22 protein-coding genes, 1 pseudogene and 1 riboswitch are annotated in these 23,007 nt (G+C 66.6%); of the genes and pseudogenes, 12 read left to right on the top strand and 11 right to left on the bottom strand.

The annotated features are described in order from the left end of the window. The first annotated feature begins 24 nt into the window (after window positions 1-24). Both NA5_RS15310 and NA5_RS15305 read left to right on the top strand, forming a co-directional pair. The gene (locus tag NA5_RS15310; protein ID WP_062986328.1) at window positions 25-1,332 is read left to right on the top strand and encodes an FAD-binding oxidoreductase; all 1,308 of its coding nucleotides are present in this window, start codon (window positions 25-27) and stop codon (window positions 1,330-1,332) included. A gap of 256 nt (window positions 1,333-1,588) precedes the next feature. Next, window positions 1,589-2,155 carry a TIGR03086 family metal-binding protein gene (locus tag NA5_RS15305; protein WP_062986326.1) on the top strand — a complete coding sequence of 189 codons (567 nt, stop codon included), beginning with the start codon at window positions 1,589-1,591 and terminating at the stop codon, window positions 2,153-2,155. Between the two features lie 21 nt (window positions 2,156-2,176). Here the strand turns inward: NA5_RS15305 and NA5_RS15300 are convergent, their stop codons facing one another. Continuing rightward, window positions 2,177-2,731 (bottom strand): GyrI-like domain-containing protein, encoded by a 555-nt coding sequence (locus tag NA5_RS15300; RefSeq protein ID WP_062986324.1) that lies wholly within the window; start codon window positions 2,729-2,731, stop codon window positions 2,177-2,179. A 106-nt stretch (window positions 2,732-2,837) separates the two neighbouring features. Between NA5_RS15300 and NA5_RS15295 the strand changes: the two genes are divergently transcribed. Further along, window positions 2,838-3,740, top strand: a complete 903-nt coding sequence (locus tag NA5_RS15295; protein ID WP_062986322.1) for a serine hydrolase — start codon at window positions 2,838-2,840, stop codon at window positions 3,738-3,740. Here the strand turns inward: NA5_RS15295 and NA5_RS15290 are convergent. Further along, window positions 3,692-4,639 carry a LysR substrate-binding domain-containing protein gene (locus NA5_RS15290; RefSeq protein ID WP_062986321.1) on the bottom strand — a complete coding sequence of 316 codons (948 nt, stop codon included), beginning with the start codon at window positions 4,637-4,639 and terminating at the stop codon, window positions 3,692-3,694. The two genes, NA5_RS15295 and NA5_RS15290, sit on opposite strands and share 49 nt — an antisense overlap. Window positions 4,640-4,775: 136 nt before the next feature. Between NA5_RS15290 and NA5_RS15285 the strand changes: the two genes are divergently transcribed. Beyond that, window positions 4,776-6,836: a thioredoxin domain-containing protein gene (locus NA5_RS15285; RefSeq protein WP_371856422.1), complete on the top strand. Its 2,061-nt coding sequence runs from the start codon at window positions 4,776-4,778 to the stop codon at window positions 6,834-6,836. Window positions 6,837-7,007: 171 nt separating this feature from the next. On the opposite strand, the gene NA5_RS15280 is transcribed toward NA5_RS15285, so the two are convergent. The 3 genes from NA5_RS15280 to trhA all read right to left on the bottom strand — a co-directional run bounded on the left by NA5_RS15280 (window position 7,008) and on the right by trhA (window position 11,690). Then, a complete protein-coding gene (locus tag NA5_RS15280) occupies window positions 7,008-8,588 on the bottom strand; it encodes an adenylate/guanylate cyclase domain-containing protein (protein ID WP_084484175.1) in 1,581 nt (526 codons plus the stop codon). After that, the gene (locus NA5_RS15275; protein WP_063813412.1) at window positions 8,585-10,870 is read right to left on the bottom strand and encodes an MMPL family transporter; all 2,286 of its coding nucleotides are present in this window, start codon (window positions 10,868-10,870) and stop codon (window positions 8,585-8,587) included. The genes NA5_RS15280 and NA5_RS15275 overlap by 4 nt, the downstream gene beginning before the upstream one ends. A 130-nt stretch (window positions 10,871-11,000) precedes the next feature. Then, window positions 11,001-11,690 carry a PAQR family membrane homeostasis protein TrhA gene (gene trhA / locus NA5_RS15270; RefSeq protein ID WP_062986316.1) on the bottom strand — a complete coding sequence of 230 codons (690 nt, stop codon included), beginning with the start codon at window positions 11,688-11,690 and terminating at the stop codon, window positions 11,001-11,003. Window positions 11,691-11,812: 122 nt separating this feature from the next. Between trhA and NA5_RS15265 the strand changes: the two genes are divergently transcribed. After that, window positions 11,813-12,601, top strand: coding sequence for an isoprenyl transferase (locus NA5_RS15265; protein ID WP_084484156.1), 789 nt, complete (start codon window positions 11,813-11,815; stop codon window positions 12,599-12,601). Between the two features lie 29 nt (window positions 12,602-12,630). Continuing rightward, window positions 12,631-13,218: a hypothetical protein gene (locus NA5_RS15260; protein ID WP_062986314.1), complete on the top strand. Its 588-nt coding sequence runs from the start codon at window positions 12,631-12,633 to the stop codon at window positions 13,216-13,218. 8 nt (window positions 13,219-13,226) lie between these two features. On the opposite strand, the gene coaA is transcribed toward NA5_RS15260, so the two are convergent. After that, window positions 13,227-14,159, bottom strand: coding sequence for a type I pantothenate kinase (coaA, locus tag NA5_RS15255; protein ID WP_062986313.1), 933 nt, complete (start codon window positions 14,157-14,159; stop codon window positions 13,227-13,229). A 177-nt stretch (window positions 14,160-14,336) separates the two neighbouring features. Between coaA and NA5_RS15250 the strand changes: the two genes are divergently transcribed. After that, a complete protein-coding gene (locus NA5_RS15250) occupies window positions 14,337-15,533 on the top strand; it encodes a hypothetical protein (protein WP_062986578.1) in 1,197 nt (398 codons plus the stop codon). 474 nt (window positions 15,534-16,007) lie between these two features. Here the strand turns inward: NA5_RS15250 and NA5_RS15245 are convergent, their stop codons facing one another. After that, window positions 16,008-16,457 (bottom strand): nitroreductase family deazaflavin-dependent oxidoreductase, encoded by a 450-nt coding sequence (locus tag NA5_RS15245; protein WP_062986312.1) that lies wholly within the window; start codon window positions 16,455-16,457, stop codon window positions 16,008-16,010. A gap of 12 nt (window positions 16,458-16,469) precedes the next feature. Beyond that, window positions 16,470-16,916: a PaaI family thioesterase gene (locus tag NA5_RS15240; RefSeq protein WP_062986576.1), complete on the bottom strand. Its 447-nt coding sequence runs from the start codon at window positions 16,914-16,916 to the stop codon at window positions 16,470-16,472. 91 nt (window positions 16,917-17,007) lie between these two features. Between NA5_RS15240 and NA5_RS15235 the strand changes: the two genes are divergently transcribed. Together NA5_RS15235 and glyA are read left to right on the top strand one after the other, a co-directional pair. Next, window positions 17,008-17,577, top strand: a complete 570-nt coding sequence (locus tag NA5_RS15235; protein WP_062986309.1) for a TetR/AcrR family transcriptional regulator — start codon at window positions 17,008-17,010, stop codon at window positions 17,575-17,577. Window positions 17,578-17,611: 34 nt separating this feature from the next. After that, window positions 17,612-17,696: riboswitch (ZMP/ZTP riboswitch) on the top strand. A gap of 114 nt (window positions 17,697-17,810) precedes the next feature. After that, entirely contained in the window at window positions 17,811-19,106 is a 1,296-nt protein-coding gene (gene glyA, locus NA5_RS15230) for a serine hydroxymethyltransferase (RefSeq protein WP_062986574.1), read from the top strand. A 309-nt stretch (window positions 19,107-19,415) separates the two neighbouring features. Here the strand turns inward: glyA and NA5_RS15225 are convergent, their stop codons facing one another. Beyond that, the gene (locus NA5_RS15225) at window positions 19,416-20,165 is read right to left on the bottom strand and encodes an MBL fold metallo-hydrolase (protein WP_062986308.1); all 750 of its coding nucleotides are present in this window, start codon (window positions 20,163-20,165) and stop codon (window positions 19,416-19,418) included. A 69-nt stretch (window positions 20,166-20,234) separates the two neighbouring features. Between NA5_RS15225 and NA5_RS15220 the strand changes: the two genes are divergently transcribed. Next, entirely contained in the window at window positions 20,235-20,873 is a 639-nt protein-coding gene (locus NA5_RS15220) for a TetR/AcrR family transcriptional regulator (protein WP_062986305.1), read from the top strand. A gap of 50 nt (window positions 20,874-20,923) precedes the next feature. On the opposite strand, the gene NA5_RS15215 is transcribed toward NA5_RS15220, so the two are convergent. Together NA5_RS15215 and NA5_RS40390 are read right to left on the bottom strand one after the other, a co-directional pair. Then, the gene (locus NA5_RS15215; protein ID WP_062986303.1) at window positions 20,924-21,661 is read right to left on the bottom strand and encodes an ESX secretion-associated protein EspG; all 738 of its coding nucleotides are present in this window, start codon (window positions 21,659-21,661) and stop codon (window positions 20,924-20,926) included. Next, entirely contained in the window at window positions 21,661-21,870 is a 210-nt protein-coding gene (locus NA5_RS40390; RefSeq protein ID WP_157110433.1) for a hypothetical protein, read from the bottom strand. Before NA5_RS40390 ends, NA5_RS15215 begins: the two co-directional genes overlap by 1 nt. 115 nt (window positions 21,871-21,985) lie before the next feature. Here NA5_RS40390 and NA5_RS15210 point away from each other — a divergent pair, with 115 nt between their 5' ends. Then, on the top strand, window positions 21,986-22,408 hold the full coding sequence (locus NA5_RS15210; RefSeq protein WP_157110432.1) for a hypothetical protein: 423 nt from the start codon (window positions 21,986-21,988) through the stop codon (window positions 22,406-22,408). A gap of 6 nt (window positions 22,409-22,414) precedes the next feature. Continuing rightward, window positions 22,415-23,007, top strand: a pseudogene (locus tag NA5_RS15205) (hypothetical protein); the annotation flags it as partial.

Here is a 23,007-nt window from a genome sequence, read left to right as displayed (position 1 = left end):
CAGCTGCGAAGTGAGGACACACCAATGACATTCGAGGACCTGCGCGCTGAACTATCCGGCCGGGTGCTGGTGCCGGGTGACGAGGGCTTCGAGGCGGCGGCGCGGCCGTGGAGTTCGGCGGTCACCCAGCCAGTCGCCGCGGTTGTCCGGGCCAGCGATGCGGATGACGTCGCGGCGGTCGTGGCGCATGCGCGCCGGGCGGGCGTGCCGGTGGTCGCACAACCGACCGGACACGGCGCCACGGGCGGCATCGAGGACGCGATTCTGCTGCGCACCGGGGGACTGGACAGCGTCGAGATCGATGCCGAGCGTCGGGTCGCGAAGGTCGGTGCGGGCGCGAACTGGGGTGCGGTGCAGGCCGCCGCCGCGGCGCACGGACTGACCGGACTCGCGGGCAGCAATCCGGTGGTCGGCGTCACCGGATACACCCTCGGCGGCGGGCTGAGCTGGTTCGGCCGCAAATACGGTTGGGCCTCGGATGCGGTGCGCACATTCGAGATCGTGGACGCCGAAGGCGCACGGACTCGAGTTGGCGCCGAGGATCCGGAACTGTTCTGGGCACTGCGTGGTGGTGGCGGCGATTTCGGGGTGGTGACCGCTCTCGAATTCGATCTCTTCCCGGCTCCGGGGCTCTACGGCGGGCGGGTGTTGTGGCACGGTGCGCGCACGGCGGAGGTCTTCGCGGCGTTCCAGGAGATCACCGCCGACGCACCCGACGAACTGTCGGTGTGGTTCCACCGGCTCCAGTTCCCGGATGCGCCGCCGATGGTCGCGCTGGATGTCGCATACCTCGGCGATCCCGAGGTCGGCCGGGCCCTGCTGACCCGGTTGGATGCGATCGACGGGCCGCTCGCCGATAAGCGCGGCACGCTATCGGTGGCGAATCTCGGCGAAATCACCGCGGAGCCAACCGATCCCAGCCCGGCACTGTCGCGTGCCGAACTGCTCACCGACCTCGGCGACGCGGTGGTGAAGACCCTGCTCGACGAGCCGGTCGCGCCGCTTGCCGATATCCAGATCCGCCATCTCGGCGGTGCGTTCGCTCGGGCCGATGCGGACGGTGGCGCGCGCGGACCGATCACCGAGCCCTATCTGCTCTACGCATTGGGACTCGGCTTTCCGCATATCGCGGCGGCGGTCAAGTCCCGGCGGGCCGAGATCGTCGACGCGATCGGCGCGCACATCAGTGGGCTCAAGCCGTACACCTTCCTCACTCCGGAGGAGACGGCGGCCGCGGCATTCGACTCGTCCACTTTGGCGCGGTTGCGGGCGATCAAGCGGGCGCGCGACCCGCAGTCGGTGATCCGCGCGAACTATCCGGTTCTCGGATAACGGATTTCGCATATTCGACCGCGGACCGTCGGCCCTATCGGCTGGCGGTCCGCGGTGTCGGGCGGAACTCGCTAGGAGCGTTGACATTCGATCGTGTGCTGCTCCGGAAGGGGATCGGCGCAACCGTTTCGGGTCCTGGTCGTGCTGGATTCCGTGATCTCGGTGGCGTTGGATCGAGTTCGGCGGTGTTCGATGGAGTTTGGTCGACATCCCGTTGTGCTACCTCTTCAGCTGAGTCTTCGAGCGAAGGATGCCCATGGACAATGTGATCGGACAGATCGACCGCGCACTGGATATGACCGGTGCGATCGTGATCGCCGCCGTCGACGGCGATCGGCTCGCGGCCCCGACGCCGTGTCAGGATTGGGATGTGCACGCGGTGCTCAATCATGCCGTCGGCAATATGCACCGGTTCGCGGCCGAGGTCAGCGGGACCGATGCGGGCGCCGGAATCGAGGACGACTGGCTCGGCATCGATCCGCAGGGCGCCTTCGCCGCGGCCGCCGAGGTGGACCGCGCCGCATGGCATCGCCCCGACGCCCTGACCGGCACCGTGCGCATGGCGCTCGGTGAGCTGCCCGGTCCGGCGGCCGCCATGGTCCATCTCACCGAGGTCGTCGCGCACGGCATCGATATCGCCGTTGCGATCGACCGCCCCGACCTCGCCGATGATGAATTATGCGCGGAAGTGCTGACCACCATGCACGCCCTTGGCGGGCTCGACGGGTTCCGCAAGCCGGGAATGTTCGACGAGGAGGTCACTGTCCCCGTGGACGCGCCCGCGCACCGTCGGCTGCTCGGCTATCTCGGGCGGGCCTGGTAACCGCTTGCCGCACAGTCGATCTCAGGCGCGACGCACGGGATGACGCAGGATCGTGCGGGTCTTCGCATCCGGTGATCTGCGCGGATCCGACAGGTAGATCTCGTGATGGCGGCCGTTCATGACCAACCCCTCGGCGGCCATGAACGCTTCCATCCTGGCCAGCGTCTCCGGTTCGGTGGCATACGGTCCGATGTGCATGGCCTGAATCGCGTCCCCCTCGCTCAGCCGCTCGAAGGTCGCGCCGGACACCATCGCGGCGGTGACCACTTCGGGCATCCGAATCATCAGCCTCCACTGCCACTGTTCGCGCGGCACCGACAGCGGCGGCTCAGCGGAGTTCACCCACCACTGGCCCTCCAGCTTCGGCACCACGAAATCCTGGCCGTCCGCCTTGGCGATCTTCTTGGCGCCGTAGGCGGTTCGATACAGCGTCTGCACCGCCTCGGTGTAATTCTCGCCGCCGGGCGCGCCGAAGCCGGTGACCGTCAGGTAGCCGTAGGTGTCGAAGGTGCGCAGTTCGGGATCGGGGGTGGCGTCGTAATAGTGCCGGTCGCTCTTGGCCAGATCGAGTTTCATCGTGAGCCTTTCGGTATCGAAATCTCGGACGGTGCCGAGCGTGGACCCTCCAACGACGGGAGAGTCAAGCCCACTCGATGCTGTCCCATATGGAAGCTTGGCAGTCGTGCAGGAGATCTTCGGTAAGGCCGGTGTGCGTGGTTGGGTGCACGCCCGATGTTTCGATTGCACCGGTGAGGTGGGGCTCGGCAGCGATGAACCGGTGGTTCTGGCCTCGGTGGTGAAGGTGCCGTTGGTGCTGGAATTCGCCCGCCAGGTGGTCGCGGGTCAGCTCGACCCGACCGATCGGGTGCGGGCCACCGCGGCGGACCGGCTGGGTGGCGTCGGCACCGCCGGATGTCTGGACGATGTCGAATTCAGCCTGCGCGATGCGGCGTTCTTCGCACTGACCGTGAGCGACAACACCGCCGCCGACCTGCTCTTCGATCGCGTCGGCCTGGACAATGTGCGCTCGCTGGTGCGCGAATTGGGGCTCACCGAGACCCGGATCGTCGGCTCGCCGAGACATGTCCTGCAGACCATGGCGGAGGATATCGGCGCATCCGATACCGCCGAATTCGCGCGGCGCTTCCCGACCCTGAGCGTGTCGGAAGTGCTCGGCACCCGCGCCATGGACCCGCTGCGCACCAGCGCGAGCACACCCCGCGATATGACCCGGTTGCTCACCCTGCTCGGCCAGGATCGCGCGGGCGATCCCGCCGCCTGTCGGTGGGTGCGCGAACTCATGGGCCAGCAACTCAACTGGCACCGCCTCGCCGCGGCCTTCCCGCCAGAGGTTTCGGTGTGGGGCAAGACCGGATCACTGCCCGCGATTCGCAATGAGATCGGCCTGGTGGCCTATCCCGGCGGAAGTCGTTATGCCGTAGCGGTTTTCACCAGGGCGGATACGCTGGCCCAGCGGTTGCCCGAGGTGGATCATGCGATCGGCGCGGCCGCGAGGTCGGCGATTCACCGCATCCGTCACGATCTGCCGAATACGACATTCCACGGCCGCTGCGCCACCTCCTGAGCGGGCGCGGGCCGCGATGCGCCGTCGCCCTGGATGACCGTCACGATCAACTCGGCCAGTTCGCGCACCAGCGGATGCGGTGCCGCGGCGGGCCAGGCCAGCGAGAGTCGCCAGCTCAGTGCGTCGGTCAGCGGTCGCCAGACGACACGTGGTTCCTTTTGCGCGACCATGCCCTGGTCGAAGGCGACGCCGCGGCCGGAAAGCACCATGCCGAGCACGAATTCGGGGTTGCGGGCGTGCTGGACGCGGGTGGGCCGGAAGCCGTGCTCCCAGCAGATGCGCAGCATCGCGTCATAGAGTCCGGGCGCGGCGGCCCGCGGAAAGATCACCAGACCGAGTCCGGCCAGCTCGGCGAGGGTGAGTGCGGAGCGTGTGGCCAGCGGCGAATCGCGTGGCAGCACGACGCCGAGCGGCGTCTCGACCTCGGGGCCGAGCTCCAGGCCGACCACATCGACCGGATGTTGCAGCAGCCCGGCGTCGAGTTGGCGGTCGGCGAGCAGTCGGATCTGCTCGGCGGTAGTCAATTCCTGTAGATCGACTCGGATGTCACGGCTTTCGAATGTCGTGAGTATCGCGGCGAGCACCCGTCCGGCCAGTTCGGGTGGGACACCGACCCGCAGTGCATCGATCTCACCCCGGTGCGCCTTGCCGACCAGCCGTTGCGCCCGATCCCACCGGGCCAGCAGATCGCGGGCCTCCACGAGCAGGATCTGGCCCGCCTCGGTGAGCTCGACACGTCGGCTGTCCCGGTCGAACAGCCGCGCACCGAGATCATGCTCGAGTTTGCGAATGCGCTGGCTCAGCGGTGGTTGTGCGATGCCGAGGCGTTCGGCGGCCCGTCCGAAGTGCAATTCTTCGGCGACGGCGACGAAGTACCGCAGCTGACGCAGGGAGTCCACGCTGCGACGATATCTGCCCTGTGCCCTTATCTCGCGAACTCGGTTCCGCGCCGACAATCACCTCGAGTGTGATGGCCGGTCTGAATCGGGTACCTCCTCGACTGGCCGATTCGAGCGGACGTGAGAGGCTGAGATGGTGAACCTGCTGGGTAACGCGACGTCACCGTATCTGCGACAGCATGCGGATAATCCGGTGCATTGGCGGGAGTGGGATCCGGCGGCCCTGGCGGCGGCGCGTGCGCGGGATGTGCCGATTCTGCTGTCGGTCGGATACGCGAGCTGCCACTGGTGTCATGTGATGGCGCACGAATCGTTCGAGGATGCGCGGACGGCGGCGCAGATGAACGAGGACTTCGTCTGCATCAAGGTGGATCGCGAGGAGCGGCCGGATCTGGACGCGGTCTATATGAATGCCACGGTCGCGATGACCGGTCAGGGTGGCTGGCCGATGACGTGCTTCCTCACACCGGACGGCGAACCGTTCTACTGCGGCACCTACTACCCGAAGGTGCCGCGCGGCGGGATGCCGTCGTTCACGCAGTTGCTCACGGCCATCACCGAAACCTGGAACAACCGTCGTGATGAGGTGGACAAGGCCTCCGCGCAGGTGGCCGACGCATTGCGTGCGCAGGCCGCCGGGCTGCCCGAGGCCGATGTGACGATTTCGGCCGAACTGCTCGATCACGCGGTCGCGGCGGTGCTGCGCGATGAAGACCATAAGCACGGTGGATTCGGTGGTGCGCCGAAGTTTCCGCCGTCGGCACTGCTGGAAGGGTTGCTGCGCAGTTGGGAGCGCACCGGTGATGCCGCGACTTTCGATGTGGTGAACCGTGCGGCCGAAGCTATGGCGCGCGGTGGCATCTACGACCAGTTGCGTGGTGGGTTCGCCCGCTACTCCGTCGATGCCGCCTGGCTGGTGCCGCATTTCGAGAAGATGCTCTACGACAACGCGCAATTGCTGCGCGCTTACGCGCATCTCGCTCGTCGCGGTCCTGAGCGAGACTCTTTGGCGCACAGGGTTACTCGTGAGACGGTGCAGTTCATTCTCGACGATCTCGGTACCGAGCACGGCGGATTCGCATCCGCGCTGGATGCCGACACCCACTTGGAGCCGGGTGGGCCGGGTGTCGAAGGCGCGACCTATGTTTGGACACCCGCCGAGTTGATCGGCGAACTCGGTCCGATCGAAGGTGCTTGGGCCGCAGAGGTTTTCGGGGTAACCACCGCTGGGAACTTCGAACAGGGCACCTCGGTGCTCACCCGATATGTCGATCCTGATGCGTTGTCCGGCAACGGGGATGCCAGTGAACGCTTCGAACGCGTCCGCGCCACACTGCGCGAGGCCCGCGCGCGACGCCCACAGCCCGACCGCGATGACAAGGTTGTGACCGCCTGGAACGGCATCGCCATTACCGCGCTTGCCGAGGCGGGTTCCGCACTGCGGCAAGATGATTGGGTGGAAGCCGCGGCCCGCTGTGCTCGCTTCCTGCTGGCCGAGCATGTGGTCGACGGCCGGGTGCGCCGTGCCTCGCTCGGTGGTGCGGTCGGCGCGTCTCCAGGCGTTCTGGAGGACTACGCCTGGCTGGCCACCGGCCTGCTCGCGCTACACCAGGCCACCGGCGGACTCGACTGGCTCGAACACGCACAACGCCTGCTGGACCGGGCAATCCAACACTTCGCCGACCCCACCGCGCCCGGCAGCTGGTTCGATACCGCCGACGACGCCGAAACCCTCGTCGCCCGTCCCCGCGATCCCATCGACGGTGCGACCCCCGCAGGTTCATCCGCGTTAGCCGAAGCCCTCCTCACGGCCGCCGCCACCAGCGCTCCCGAACCCGCCCTGCGCTACCGCGAACTGGCCGACCAAACCCTCCAACGCGGTGCCGTCGTCCTCGCCCGCGCGCCCCGCTCGGCAGGCCAATGGCTGACCGTAGCCGAAGCTGCCCTCCGCGGCCCCCTACAAGTAGCCATCGCCCTACCCGACAACGCCACCGCTGCAACAGAATTGATCTCCACCGCGCGCACCGAGGCCCCCGGCGGCACTGTCATAATCGCCGCCGCCACCAACTCGGTCCCCCTCCTGACCGACCGCTCCACAGTCAACGACGCCCCCGCCGCCTACGTCTGCCGCGGCTCGGTCTGCGACCTCCCAGTAACAACCCCACCCGACCTCCGCGCCGCCCTGAACCGCCCCTAGCCCGGCGCGACCGCGCACCGAGTTCTTCGCACACCGATTGCGTGCCGAGGGCAGTTTGCGTGCCGGGCGGAGGTTACGCGTCGCGCGCAGGGCGCGGCGTGCAAGGACATCGTCTGGTATGCGTCAGGCGATAGTCGGCCCCAGGCACTGCGCGTCACCGCGATCCGGCGGTCAGCGGTTCTGCGAGGGGGATTCGGTTGTCGCGGTCCGTACTTCGGCGATCGCACTGATGTCGCCCGCATCGGTATCGGGCTCGGTGCCGATGGCTGTCGGGGCGGCTTCGACATCGGTCCAGCAGGCGGTGGGTTCGGGCATTCCGCGCAGCAGAATGTTGTCGTAGAGAACCCATTTCGCGCGCTCGTGCTCGGCTGCCGCATCGATGACCGCACCGCTCACCAGGATTCGGCGTGGCACCTCCTTCGCTTCGGTGGTAAGCCGTGCCGCCTCATTGACCGCATCGCCGATCACCGTGTACTCCAACCGGGTATCGGAGCCGATATCGCCCGCGAATACCCGCCCGCGCGCGACGCCGATGCCGATGTCGAGTTCGCCGGTGGCGGTGACCTCGTCGCGAATGCGCCGCGCTGCTCGCAGGGCAGGTGTCGCGTTGTCGCGCAACGCGATCGGCGCACCGAAGATGCACAGCGCCGCATCGCCTTCGAACTTGTTGACCAGTCCGTTGTTCTCCTCGGTCGCCGCGACCACGATCGTGAGCAGTCGATTGAGCTTGGCCACGAAATCGTGCGGCGTCAGACCGCTGGACAACTCTACGGATCCGGTGACATCGACGAACAGCGCCGATACTTCGCGTACATCGCCGGTCAGATCGACCCCGCCCGCCAATGCCCGCTCGGCCACCTCCGCGCCGACGTGACGGCCGAATACATCGCGCATCCGCTCGCGTTCGCGCAGATTGGCGGCGAGTTCATTGACCGAATTCTCCAGCCGCCCGATCTCGCTGGTGCTGCCGACCGGAACCCGAACATCGAACTCGCCCTTCGTGATCCGATCGAGCGCCCGGCGCAGTGTGAGCATCGGCGTCGCGACCGAACGGGCCAGGATCGCGGTCGCCAGCGCGCCGGATCCGATGCCGACAATGGAGAGGTAGATGGCGGCGCGGACGCGGTCCGGTGCGCCGGAGGCCGGATCGGCGAGCACCGTGATCAGCATGAGCAGCGGCATCGCACCGGCCACCGCCCAGGTCATCACGACCCGCATCAGCACCGAGGAACTCCAGTGCGCGGTGGGGCCGAGCACCCTCGACACCACCGGAATGGTCGGGCGGATCAGCCTGTCGACGATCAGGAAGGTGAATCCGGCCGATTGCAGCGCGCCCAGGGTGAACAGCGCCGTGGTCACCGCCGCACTGTTGTGTTCGGATAGATGCGAGAGCATCGAGGCCGCCACGATCACGCCGGGCAGCCATATCGCCAGCGCCCGGGTGGTGATCGCGATCGGTAGGCGCAGCAGTCGTCGCGCCTCATCGACGGTCGGCTTGCGTCCGTCATCGAGCCAGCCGAAATACACGGTCCGATCGCGCACGGCGAGGCCGACCCCGGCGAGGAAACCCAGCACCGGATAGATCGACGCCAACCCGATGGTGCGGCGCCAGTCACCCCCGATCCGGCCGAAAAATCCACTGAGCCACAGCTCGGTCACGATCACCGCGAGGCCACCGAGATTCGCGGCGATCACCACCGCCGCCAACCCCCACCGCGCCTTCAGCGCCCAAACAACCAGCTTGGTGATCACGGTGCCCTGACATCCGGAGCGGAACCAGCCTGCGCCGGTGCCTGCGTGCGCACCGAGACCCCGACCCGCACGGGCGCACCCGAGCCGGGCAGCCACCAGTTCCAGGTCCCGAACAGTTTCATCAGCGCGGGCACCAAGACCAATCGCACCAGTGCCGCGTCGATCGCGATGGCCACCGCGAGCGCCAACCCGATCTGTTTAAGCTCCAGCACGCTCGCGGTCAGGAAGCTGCCGAAGATCACCACCATGATCGCCGCCGCTGCGCTGATCGGACGGGCCGTGTGCTGTAGCCCGGCCGCCACGGCGTTTTCGTTATCGGCCGTGGTGCCCGGGGAGTTCTCCCAGAATTCCTTGATCCGGCGGATCAGGAACACCTCGTAGTCCATCGACAGCCCGAACAGGATCGCGAAGACCATGGTCGGCAGGAATACCTGGATGAACCCGGTGCTGTGGAATCCGAGCAGTGATTCGCCGAGTCCCCACTGGAACACCGCCACCGTGATACCGAGGGCCGCGCCGGTGGCCAGCAGATTCATCACTATTGCCTTGATCGGCAGCGCGATGCTGCGGAAGGCAGCGATGAGGAACACGAACGAGCAGCATAGAACCAGCGCGACCACCAGTGGCAGTTTCCCGGTGATCTCGTCGGACATATCCGCGAACTCCGCCGTCGCACCGCCGACCAGCACATCGCCGGGCAGTGCGGTGGCTCGGTCGCGGATCTCTCGGACGAGTTGATCGGCTTCGGTGGAATCGAATGCGGTCTCGGCCACCACCATCGCGAAGATCCGCCCGTCCCGCTGGATCGGCAGCACCTGTTCGATGCGCTCATCCGAGCGCAGCGCGGTGAGGAAGTTCTGTACCTCGCCGGTCGCCGCGGCAGGCAGCGGCATGTCACCGGCACCGGTCACCACGATCGTGATCGGCGCGAGCAGTCCGGGCGCGAAATTCTCCGAGGCGACCTTGCTCGCCTTGCCGGACGCGGTATCGCCCATCGCCGCGGTGCCCATATCCATGCCGTAGCGAATTCCGGTCAGCGGCGCGGCCGCCACCAGCAACACCAGCGTGGCCGCGATACCGAATACCACCGGCCGCGCCATCACGATCCGACTCCACCGCGCCCAGCGCCCGCTGGCCGGATCGGCATCCGCTCCCGGCCTGGTCTCCAACGGCTGCCATCGCCGAGGCAGCGCACCGCGATTGACCCGCGGCCCGAGCATTGCCAGCACCGCGGGCAGCAGCGTGAGCGCAACCGTCAGCGTGGCAACGACCGCGATCGCGACGCCGACCGCGATACCGCGGAACACCGGCGCACGCACCACCACCAGTGAGCACAGCGAGATCATCACGATGAAGCCGGACGCGACGATCGTCTTACCCGCCGTGGCGATCGCGATCCCACAGGCATGTGCCACACCGGCCGCGGAACTGCCACCCGGCTTCGCGAGCTCTTCGCGGAACCGGCTGACCACGAACATCGCGTAGTCCAGCCCGATACCGGTGCCGATCATGGTCGCGACCGCGAGCAGCAGCGAACTGGTTGCCATCACATGCGACAGCAGAAACAGGCCGCCGAACGCGAGCAACAGTCCGCTCAACGCCACCATGACCGGCACCAATGCCGCGACAACCGTGCCGAGCGCGAGGATGAGCAGCACGAACGCCACCGGCAGGCCGAGCGCCTCGGCCTGTCCGGAATCGGTCACCTCGATCTCCATCAGATCGCGCAGCACCGGTGAGAAGCCGGTGAGCCCGACGCTCACCCCGTCACCTGCGAAGTGCCCCGCGCGTTCCTGCAGGTCACCAGCCAATTCCGCGCGCGCCGGAATCGAGCCGTTGATTCCGATGACCGCGAGCGCCGCATGCCTGCTCACCGAGATCTGCGACTTCTGATCGCCTTGGAACGGCCCCACCGCGACTCGGACGCCGGGCACGCCGCGCAGCTCGGCGACCGCGCGCTCCACGATCGCCCGGTAGGCCGGATCGTCGACGGTCCGCTGCTCCGAATCGAAGACCAGCGCAAGCTGCTCGGCTCCCAGATCGGGATAGTGCGCCGCGAGCACTTCGGTGATCCGCGTCGATTCCGCCTTGTCGGCATGGAATTCCATGGCCTCCAAGCGGCCGTTGAGCTGCGGGTAGGCGACCGCGCACGCGGCGATCAGCAGCAACCACGTCGCGACGACGATCCGCCGGTGCTGTGCCATCGCAACGCCCCAGCGGTAGCCGATCCCCCGTTCGCGCACGGCCTGCGTTCCACTGGTCTCGATCCTCTGCTGTGCCATATCGCCCCGCCATCTTCCGGATCCGGATCCGTCCCCAACTCTATTGCCGCAAAGGGCAATTCGGCACGTCCACGATGTTAGGCCTGCCCGCTGGAGGTGCCGGGCACCCGATGTGGCGGTCCGGACGTTCTCAGCGCAGTACGACCAACCAGATCGCGGCGTAGTGGCACAGCGCGGCGAGCACGGTCGCGGCATGGAAGAACTCGTGGTGGCCGAAGACCATGGGCCAAGGGTTCGGCCACTTGGTCGCGTAGAGGATCGCGCCGCCGCTGTAGACCAGACCACCGATGAGCAACAGGATCAGTGGCGCGATCCCGATATTCGTATTGAGCTGCCCGGCCACCGGCACGATCGCCCATCCCAGCAGCAGATACAGCGGCACCCCGACCCAGCGTGGAGCGGTCGGCCACAACAGCTTCAATGCCACCCCGGCCAGTGCGCCGAGCCACACCACCAGCAGCAGTATCTGTCCGGTGCGTCCCGGCAGGCCGAGTAATGCGAACGGCGTATAGCTGCCCGCGATGAACAGGAAGATCATCGAATGATCGGCGCGCTTCATCTGGATGCGCGCCTTCGCGGTCGCCCAGGTCACCCGGTGGTAGACGGCGCTGATGCCGAACAACCCGCATACGGTCAGCCCGTAGACCAGGGTGGACCACCCTGCCGTCGCCGACACATTTGCCGCTGTCGAGACCAATACGAGCACCGCGATTGCCGCGATGCCGACCGCCCAGGTGTGAATCCAGCCCCGCATCCGCGGCTTGAGCAGTGCCGAGGTGCCCGGGATCGCCACCGGCGTCGCATCGGTCGCGTCGACCATTTCGGACACGAGTTACCTCCTAGTGATACCCGTCAGTAACCTACGGTATCGTAAGTTGCGGTGGTTCGTCACGCGGCGATCGGACACAGTCGATGCCGGGATCGCGCCGCTGAGGCGTAGGGTTGGTCGCCGTGGAGCTTCCGAGTCAGGTGCGTGGTTTGCCATACCGCATCTACGAGGCGCGGCTGTCCAAGCAGCTGGCCGGCAAACAACATCCTCGGCACGTCGCGGTGATGTGCGATGGTAATCGGCGCTGGGCCAGAGAAAACGGTTTCACCGATGTGAGCCACGGACATCGGGTCGGCGCGCTGAAAATCGCCGAACTGGTCGGCTGGTGCGCGGACGAGGGCATCGAGATGGTGACCGTCTATCTGCTGTCCACCGAGAATCTGCAGCGCGATCCCGACGAACTGGAGACCCTGTTCGAGGTGATCACCGATGTCGTCGAGGAACTGTCCGCGCCCGAACAGGACTGGAGCGTGCGCATCGTCGGCACGCTCGACGGCTTCCCGGAACTCGTCGCCAAGCGGCTGCGCACCGCGGCCGAACGCACCATCGGACGCGACGGTGTGCACGTGAATGTCGCCGTCGGCTACGGCGGTAGACAGGAGATCGCGGACGCGGTCCGCAAGCTGGTCCGCCAGGAGATCGCGGCGGGGGAGACCGGCGAGGACCTGGTCCAGTCGATATCGGTGAACTCCATCGGCCAGCACCTCTACACCTCCGGTCAGCCGGATCCCGATCTGGTCATCCGAACCTCCGGTGAGCAGCGGCTTTCCGGGTTTCTGCTGTGGCAGAGCGCATACTCGGAAATATGGTTCACCGAGGCGTACTGGCCGGAATTCCGACGGGTGGACTTCCTGCGCGCCTTGCGCGACTACGCCGCTCGACATCGCCGGTTCGGTATCTGAGGCAACGACATTCGCGTACCGTCCGGTTTGTGGACGAGTCGACGAGTGCCGTACCAGCCCCGAAGGGGGCGTACATCGGCTATGAGGAATTCGGTCGGCGCTTCCTGGAATACGCCGCCTCGGAGCAGCGCATCTCCGGTGCGTTCGCCCAGTTGACCGGTGCCGCCTTTGATTTCGGCCCGATCGGCGTCGGGCCGGCCAAGTTGGCGAAGGTCGCCGCCCAAGTGCAACTCGGGGAGCCGAAACTGCAACGGTTCGTCGACGAGGTCATCTCCTTCGAACTGGTCATTCCGCTCGATGTCGATCTGCTGCTCGATCTCGCCGTTGACCGGCATCGCTTCCACATCGACGGCAATATCCACCTGCATCTGACCGTGCGCACGGCCGAACCGCTGCGGGTCATCATCGATATCGCCGAACCGCGCCCGAGCGATGTCCGCATCAATGTGGCCATCGCCACCAAACGCGGACAGCTGCTGCGCATCCTGGCCAGCGTCGATCACGAGATCCGACGCTTCGTCGCGCGCTATCTCGCCACCGAAATCCGCAAACCGCATATCGCCGCGGTGCGCGATATCGACGTTGCCGCCCGGTTGGACGCCGCCTGGAAGCTGTGACGCTGCGGCTAGAGCTTGCGCAACCGCAGCCGGTTGATGCTGTGGTCGGCGTCCTTGCGCAGCACCAGCGTCGCGCGTGGACGGGTGGGCAGAATGTTGTCCACCAGATTGGGCCGGTTGGTGGAGTTCCAGATCTCTTTCGCGGCGGCCGTCGCCTGGTCGTCGGTGAAGCCCGCGTAGTGGTGGAAATGCGCGTTCGGATCGGCGAAGGCGGTCTCGCGCAGGGTGAGAAACCGTTGCACATACCAGTTCTCGATGTCCTCGATGCGCGCGTCGACGTAGATCGAGAAGTCGAACAGATCCGAGACCATCAAGCGCGGACCGGTCTGCAGCACATTGAGACCTTCCACGATGAGAATGTCGGGCTGAGTCACGCAGTGGAACTTGCCCGGCACGATGTCGTAGGAGATATGTGAATACACCGGCGCACATACTTCGGCCGCACCGGATTTCACTTCGGTGACGAAGCGCAGAAGTTTGCGGCGGTCGTAACTTTCCGGAAAACCCTTGCGGTGCATGATGCCGCGGCGATTCAGTTCCGCGGTCGGATATAGGAATCCGTCTGTTGTGACCAAATCCACACGTGGATGGTGATCCCATCGCGCGAGCAGGGCCTGGAGTACGCGGGCGGTGGTGGATTTACCGACCGCGACACTGCCCGCGACACCGATCACGAATGGCACCTGCTGATCGGGATGGGTCTCCCCGAGAAAGGTCGCGGTCGCGGCGAATAGCCGCTGACGTGCGGCGACCTGCAGGTGAATGAGGCGAGCGAGCGGGAGGTAGACCTCGGCGACCTCTTCCAGATCGATCTGTTCGCCGAGGCCGCGAAGACCGATCAGTTCTTCCTCGGTGAGTACCAGGGGAGTCGACTTACGCAGGGTCCGCCACTGTTTCCGGTCGAATTCCACATAGGGACTCGGCTCGCTCATTCGTGCCACTTACCCGACACTCCGTTCAGACAAACACGCATACGTCGCGCGCCGACTGTATGAGATTCGGTCCAGCTCTCGCATAACCGAATTCTGCTCTGCGTCAACATCGTGTGAAACGCGGGGTGCCGATACGGGGTGGTAACCGGTCGATGACATGGCCGTCAGCGGCTAATGTCGGCGGACATGGAAGCGCATCCCCTCGTGACCGAGTACCTGCGGCTCGGCTTGGCATTCGACCGGCTCGAGGAAGGTTTCGTCGACGCCTATACCGGTGATCCGGCGCTGCGTCGCGAGGTGGAGAACGCGCCCGCTCCCGAGCCGCGCGAGTTGGCGCGGCGGGCGGCGGCCTTGCGTGCGGAACTGCCCGCGGCCGGATTGCCGCGGCAGCGGACCGAATTCCTCGATGTGCACCTGCGCGCGCTGGAATGCTCGGGTCGCAAGTTCGCGGGTGACGACATCGGGTTCGTCGACGAGGTGCGCGCGTATTTCGATGTCGATATCGCACCCGGTGATGTCGAGGACTACCGCGACGCGCACCGCCTGATGGACGAGGTGCTGCCTGGTGACGGACCGCTCGCCGAGCGGGTGACCGCATTCCGCAAGGCCGATGAGATTCCGCCGGAGCGGTTGAGTGTGTGCGTCGAGGCGTTCTCCAGTGCGTTGCGGGAACGGGTGCGCGAGCGCTATCCGCTGCCCGACCACGAGCACGTCACCTATGAGGTGGTGGGGGATAAGCCCTGGTCGGGCTTCAATTACTACCTGGGCAACTACCACTCGCGGGTGGCGATCAACTCCGATCTCAAACAGCATATGGCGCATCTGCCCGGCCTCATCGCGCACGAGGCCTATCCGGGACATCACACCGAACACTGCCGCAAGGAGGCCGGTCTGGTCGCGAACGGCCAGGCCGAGCAGACACTGTTCCTGGTGAATACCCCGCAGTGCCTGATGGCGGAGGGGCTGGCGGATCTGGCGCTGCGCTCGATCGTCGGAGCCGGTTGGGGCAAGTGGGCGCAGGAGATCTACGCCGATCTCGGTCTGCGTTTCGAAGGCGAACGCGCCGAACAGCTTTCGACTGCCTCGGCGAAGTTGCTCGGGGTCAGGCAGGACGCCGCACTGCTGCTGCACGATCGGCGCCGCGATGCCGATGAAGTGGCCGAATTCCTGCAGCGCTGGAGCCTGACCACCCAGGAACGCGCCCGCCAATCCCTGCGCTTCCTGTCCTCACCGCTCTGGCGCGCCTACATCAGCACCTATGTCGAGGGTTACCGCCTGCTCGGTAGCTGGTTGGACCGCGCCGTCGACGCCGACGACCGTGCCGACCGTTTCCGCCGCCTCCTCGACGAACCCCTCACCCCCGGCGCGCTCCGGGCCATGTGATTACTGGATGACGGCGCAGCCGCCACCGCTCGAGATGGTGCAGATCAACTGGGACAGGGTGCGCAGTAGGGCATCGAGCGGGGAGGTGGGGATCGAGACCAGGTTCAGCATGGCTTTTCCTCGGGGTCGTGGCGTGGACAATCTCGCCAGTGAAACCGGTGGCGCGGGCCCTGGCGTTAACGCCGGTCTATCCCCAAGAACTTGCGCCCCCGGCACAGTGGGCGTGCTCGACCTGCGGCTGCTGCCGGAAGTGATCGTCAGAGCGCTCGCGCACGGTGCCGCGCGCCGGGTCGGCAAGCGGTTCGCGGTGAACACCCGGTACAGGGGTGAGTGCTGTCACCGGGCCGCGGCCCCAACTCGGACAGCAATGCGACGGCCTCGGCAGCCGGGCGGAACGCGCACCGTGCGCCACAACGGGTGTGCACTTGGATACTGCGCTCTCGCGTGCCCCGTTCGGCGAGCGTGAATGCATCCTCAGCCTGCGGTGAAGGTGATGCGGACCGAGATGGGGTCGGATTCCAGCGCCTTGATCGTCCAAGCCGTGGCCGATTCGGCGGCGCTGCTCTTGGCGAAGGACCGTGCGCGGGCGACCACATCGTCATCGGGGACGAAGGCCGCGGTGCCGGTGTAGCAGCGCTGGCCCTGTCGCAGCCGGACCTGCGGATTCGCCGCGATATTGCGGGCCCAGCCCGCGCGGTGGCCGTGCTGGGAGATCAGCCATGCGCCCTCGTCGTCGATCGAAACGGTGACCGGCACGCGACGCGGCTGACCGGATTTGGCGCCGATGGTCTCCAACTCGGCGAGCATCGAGGAGCGGATGCCGATCCGATCGAGCAGTCCGACAGCGGGATTGGCGAGGTAGCGCCCGATGAATCGTTCCCGACGGAACTTGCGCGCGGCGGCTTCAGTGCTGCGTCGACCCATAGCTGTGCTCCTTCAGCGGAAGATGACGCAGGTCGTGGAGCCGTGCGCGACCAACTTGCCCTGCTCGTCCACGACGCGCCCCTCGGCGGTCGCGGTAGTGCGGCCGACGTGGATGGTGGTGCCGGTCGCGATCAGGCGACGGCCGTCGGTCGGTACCGCGCGGATGTAGTTGATCTTCAGTTCCAAGGTGGTGTAGCCGACACCGGCATCGAGCGTGGTGTGCACCGCACAACCCATCACCGAATCGAGCAGGGTAGCGCAAATGCCGCCGTGCGTAGTGCCGAGTGGATTGGCGAAATCGGCCCTGGTCCGCAGCCCGAAGACCGCCTTGCCGAAGTCGAGCTCCTCGACCTCCATGCCGAGCAGGTCGCCGATGAACGGTGGCCGCTCGTCGGTCGTCATCGCGGTGCGCAGCAGTTCGAGTCCAGAAAGCTGCGCCAGATCGGTCGGTGCACTCATGAAAATCTGTCCTTTCGATGAACCGATCGGTTCACATCTGTCATGATTGGAGCATGGACCGATCGGTTCACGCAAGCAAAGGAGGATGGCCATGACACCGGGGCCGCGCGACCGATTGATCGAGAGCGCCATCGATCTGGTGCGCGAACAGGGGGTGCACGCCGCCGGGCTCGCCGCCCTGTTGGAACGCGGCCGCGCCTCCCGTAACTCGCTCTACCAGCACTTTCCATCCGGCAAGGGTGAGCTGGTCGAGGTCGCGACCAAGACGGCGGGTGAGCGTCTCGCCGCGGTGATGGACAAGATCACCGGCTCAGGGACCGCCGAGCAGTGGATCGCCGCGCTCATCGGATGGTGGCAGCGCACACTCGAAAAGTCCGAGTTCACCACGGGCTGCCCGATCGTCGGCGCCGCACTCGCCGAATCCGAACCGCGGGTGCAGGCGGCCGCGGGCACCGTATTCATCGACTGGACCGATCAGCTCGCAAAAGCCTTGCGCGACAACGGTTTATCGGCCGAGCAGGCGCGGTCGCTGGCCGGATTCGTCATCAGTGCGCTGGAGGGCGCCATCATTCAATCCCGGGCGCTGAAATCGACCCGGCCGCTCGACGATGCGCAAGTCCACCTCACCGCCCTGTTGCGGTCCGCCGTACCCGGGGCTTGACGGATCTCGGCTCGTCACAGACCCCTGGATAAGATGATCGGACCGCGACTGGCGCACTCGAGGTGGAAGCAACCACCGGGAAGCACCCTCGCCCCGCACCGCGCGCCTGGGTGCCGGGCTCATGGGCCTTGGGGTGCGCACTCCTTGGCACCAGGACCACGGAGGTTGCGATGCATACCGAGACACAGAACCCCCTGATCGGCGCGGCGCGGACGGCCAATAGACTCGACCGGGTGACGCAGACGACCGCCTCTGTCAATACCCAATCCCTCGGTGAGCTCGATCCGGAGCTCGCTGCCGCGATGGCAGGCGAACTCGCCCGCGAACGCGACACCCTCGAGATGATCGCCTCGGAGAACTTCGTGCCGCGCGCGGTGCTGCAGGCGCAGGGCAGCGTGCTCACCAACAAGTACGCCGAGGGCTACCCCGGCCGTCGCTACTACGGTGGCTGCGAACACGTCGACGTCGTCGAGACCCTCGCCCGCGATCGCGCCAAGGAACTCTTCGGCGCCGAATTCGCCAATGTGCAGCCGCATTCCGGCGCGCAAGCGAATGCCGCGGTGCTGATGGCGCTGATGGAGCCAGGCGACCGGCTGCTCGGCCTCGATCTCGCGCACGGCGGTCACCTCACCCACGGCATGCGGCTGAACTTCTCCGGCAAGCTCTACGAGGTGCACTCCTACGGGGTCAGCAAGGAAGACCACCGCATCGATATGGAGGAGCTGCGCAAGACCGCGCTCAGCTCGCGCCCGAAGGTTATCGTCGCCGGTTGGTCCGCCTACCCGCGGCACCAGGACTTCGCGGCGTTCCGGGAGATCGCCGATGAGGTCGGCGCGAAGCTGTGGGTCGATATGGCGCACTTCGCCGGTCTGGTCGCGGCCGGTCTGCATCCTTCGCCGGTGCCCTACGCCGATGTGGTGTCCTCCACCGTGCACAAGACCCTCGGTGGTCCGCGCTCCGGCTTGATCCTGGCCAAGCAGGAGTACGCCAAGAAGCTCAACAGCTCGGTGTTCCCCGGCCAGCAGGGCGGTCCGCTCATGCATGTGATCGCCGCGAAGGCCGTCGCATTCAAGATCGCGGCGAGTGCCGAATTCAAGGAACGCCAGGAGCGCACCCTGTCCGGTGCGAAGATTCTGGCCGAGCGGCTCGGCGGCACGGATGTCAAGGACAAGGGCATCAGCGTGCTCACCGGCGGCACCGACGTGCACCTGGTGCTCGTCGACCTGCGCAACTCCGAGATCGACGGTCAGCAGGGCGAGGATCTGCTGCACGAAATCGGAATCACGGTGAACCGCAATGCCGTTCCGTTCGACCCGCGCCCGCCGATGGTCACCTCCGGACTGCGCATCGGCACCGCCGCGCTGGCCACCCGTGGCTTCGGAGATGCCGAATTCACCGAGGTCGCCGACATCATCGCCACCGCACTGGCGGGCGGCTCCGATGTCGACGCGCTGCGTGCTCGCGTCACCAAGCTGGCTCGGGAGCTGCCGCTCTACAACGGGCTCGAGGATTGGCATCTGCTCGGCTGAGCCTGTGTTCGCCTGGGAATTCGGTCGCGGTGCGCTCGGGTTCCCAGGCGAATTCGCTTGGGGGAGTTTCCAGTCATGCATGCATCCGTCGGTGATGTACTCGAAGCTATCCGAGCGTGCGCACGGTGTTTCGTAGCGGCACGTTATCGGCAGCACACCGGTCGGTACGGGTTCGCCGCCGCGAATAGCTTGTCGTGCAATCGATCACGTATCTGTGCCGATTCTTCTTCGGTTGTCTGTGCGTCCACCGTCCGATCGCTTCGGCGAGTTGGATTGGTTTCGGCTTGTTTGGCCAGTGATCGGCTCGGTTCAGAGGGGCAGCTGCTGGCCGGGTTCGAGTATGTGGACTGTCGTATCGGGGGCCACGTCGGCGGTGGCGTCGCGGTAGAGGTCGGGGCGGTTGCGGATGGACTTTGTTATCAGACGATCGCCGAGGGGGCCGCTGGTGAAGGCGTAGTGGATGGGTACGGCGAGGCGGGGGTGTAGGGCGCGGGTGAGGTCGGCGGCTTCGGTCGCGTCCATGACGACCTGATGGTTGAAGGCCGGGCGGATGCGCAGGCCGTTGATGGGGAGTAGGGCCAGATCCAAATCCTTGTAGTGATCGGCGATTTCGTCGAGTTCGGCGATGCGGAGGGTGTCCGCGCCGAAGAAGACGCTGTGGCCGTCGGCGCGCAGCACGAAGGTCACTTCCGGGATGCCATGGCTGGCGGGCGTCGCTGTCACTTCGACCGGGCCGAGATGTGTTGTCTGCCAGGGGTCCAACTCGACGACATTGCGAAATCCCGCTGCTCGCATCTGTTTTGCGAGGCCACGCACGACGGCGAAGGGCACATTCTTATCCGGGTAGCTCTGTAGCGCCCCGAGATCGCAGTGATCGTAGTGGGCGTGGCTGATCACGATGCCAGCGAGTTCCGGGAGATCGGCGGCGGTGGCGATGCTGCGCGGCTCGCCCTGGTAGTAGAAGCGGCGTTCGGACAGCCACGGATCGGTGAGGATCCTGGCGCCGCCGAAGTCGAGCAGGACACTGGCGTGGACGATGCGAGTCACGGTGACCGACATGGGATTTCCTAACAAGACAGTTGTCTACTGATAATTGTCAGTTGACACCTGTCTTGTTAACCTGTCAAGGTGACGGCGAAGAAAACCACCGCGCGAGATCGCAACCGCCGCGGCGAAGGCGGCCGCCTGCGCGAGGAACTCGTGGCGGCGGCCAGCCGCCTGCTGGAAACGTTGGACGGCCAGGAATCACTCTCGCTGCGCGCGGTCGCGCGGGCGGCGGGAATCGCGCCGCAGAGTGTGTACCTGCACTTCGCCGACCGACGGGAGTTGCTGACCGCGGTATACGAAGTCCGCTTCGCCGAATTGGCGGCGGCGCTGTCGGTCGCCTCGTCGGCGGACGGACCCACCCGCCTCGCCGAAATATGCCGCGCCTATTGCGAATACGGCCTACAGAATCCGGGCCACTACCGCGTGCTGTTCGGCACGGCAGGCACTCCGGGTTGGGAGCCCACCGATGCCCAAATGCCCGGCCTACCGCTCTTCCGACTCCTGGCCGATGCGGCCGAAGCCTGCGGCAGCACCGACCCCACCGCCACCGCGACCTGCCTCTGGGCAGCCATGCACGGCCTGATCACCCTGCGCCAAGACCGCCCCAGCTTCCCCTGGCTCGACCTCGACTCCCTCCTCCACACCCTCGTCTCCGCCCACCTCTCCGCCGCCCGCCCCGGTGCTGTCGCATACCCAGCGACTACCTCGCACAAGGTATAGCCTGTGCGAGGTAGTCACTGGGTATGCGACAGCTCTGAATGCGCCGAGTTCTATTGGTCGACGCGGGCTTTGGCTCGGACGATGGAGTCGTCGAGGTAGCGGGTGATGTCGGCGCCGGTGCATGGGCGGATCATGAGGGCGCGGTTGGCGGGGACTTCGCAGTAGCGGCCGGTCTTGGTGTCGATCCAGCGAAGCTTTCCGGTGCGCAGGGGTTCGGCATTGCGGGGGCCGACAAGGACGGTGACGGCGCCGCTGGTATCGCAGGGTTGGCGCCAGAAGCGGCGGTAGCGATCCTGGATGGCGCGGGCCGGGGAGTTGCCGAAGAGGTCGGGGCGGTCGTCGTTGAGATCGTCGAGGAGATAACTCTTTTCGGCCGCGGTGCCGGGTGCGGGATCGGGGAGCAGGCGGATCAGTTCGGTGGCGAGTTGGTCGACGCGGACGCGACGCAGCCGAACCTTGCCGCCATCCGGTGCGGGCGCCTGTAGCGCGATGACGCCTGGCCCGGTGCGGGTGGCGCAGCCGATGGCACGCAGTTCGATCGCGCCGCGCGTGTTATCGATGCCGAACAGCTCGATGCGCCACTCGGGTTTGGCGAGCACCCCGATCGCGCGCTGCAGCGGCGCATTGTCTTCACTGGCCAGCTCCGCGCGGAATTGCCGCTGGTAGGCGCGATATTCGTGGAGTCCGGGAAAGCGGCTGGTGAAACGGAACGGAAAGGGCATGCGATCCAGGCCGGTGCCGAACCAGGCCGCCGCGAACTGCTCGGCGGACAAGGTCCACTGCGTCATCATTGCGCCCCGAGTACGGGCGGCACGGTCTTCTCCACCTCGCCGATGAGCTCCGCACCGTGCTCCTCGGTGCGCAGGTACCTGGCCGACTTGTGCTCACCATCCTCGCCCCGTCGGGTTCGCGCGCCCGACGGAAACACCCCCGAGTATCCGGCGCTATCCGCCGCGTCCACCCCGCTCGACGTACTAGTCGTCGACTGCCCCGCCATCCCTCCCGCTGTAGTGCCGTGCACCGACTGCCCAGGACTCGGACTCTCGCCAGTATCCGCCGCCCCACCAGGACGCGCACTATCGCTACTGTGCGCACTGCCGGGATCGGGCGCGTTGTCGGGGTCGGGTGTGCTGCTCGGACTGGCCGCATTGGTGGGACCGGCGGTGCTGCCGGGACTGGGCATGCTGTCGAGACCGGGCGCACTGCTGGGACTGGCCGCACTGTCGAGACTTTGCGCACTGTCCGGATTGGGCGCACTGCCCGCACCGGCGGCGCTGCCGGGATCGGGCATGCTGCTCAGACTTGGTGTGCTGCCAGAATCGGGCGAATTGCCAGGACCGGGTGCATCGCCGGGACCGGGTGTGCTGTCGGTACTGTGCGCACTGCCGGAAACGGGGGCACTGTCGGGACTGGCCGTGCTGCCGGGACTGGCCGTATTGCCGGGACTGGCCGTGCTGCCGGGATTGGGCGCGTTGTCGGGATCGGGCGCGCTGCTCGGACTGGCCGCATTGCTGGGACCAGCCGTGCTGCCGTGATCGGGGATGCTGTCGAGACCGGGCGCACTGCCGGGTCTGGCCGCGCTGTCGAGACTGTGCGCACTGGCGGGACTGGCGGCGTTGCCGGGGTCGGACGTGCTGCTGGGACTGGCCGCATTGCTGGGACTAGCGGTGCTGCCGGGACCGGGCATGCTGTCGAGACTGTGCGCACCGCCGAGACCGGGCGCGTCGTTGCTTGGACTGACCGTGCTGCCGGGATTGGGTGCCTTGCCGGGATTGGGTGTGCTACCGGGATCGGGCATGCTGCTCAGACTGGGCGTGCTGCCAGAATCGGGCGAATGGCCAGGACCAGGTGCATTGTCGGGACCGGGTGTGCTGTCGGGACTGGCGGCGCTGCCAGGATCGCGCGCATTGTCGGGATCGGGCATGCTGCTGGGGCTGGCCGCATTGCTGGGACCGGGCGTGCTGCCGAGACTGGACACGCTGTCCAGACCTGGTGCATTGCCGAGACCGGGCGCATTGCCGAGACCGGGCGCGTCGTTGCCTGGACTGTGCGCGTTGCCGGGATTGGGCGTGCTGCTGAGACCGGCCGTGCTGCCCGGACTGTGCGCACTGCCGGAACCGGGGGCACTGGCCGT

It is taken from the genome of Nocardia anaemiae NBRC 100462 (genome assembly GCF_001612725.1).
GTDB lineage: Bacteria > Actinomycetota > Actinomycetes > Mycobacteriales > Mycobacteriaceae > Nocardia > Nocardia anaemiae.
Note: the sequence above shows the minus strand (reverse complement) of the source record. Positions and strands in the feature narration are given on the sequence as shown.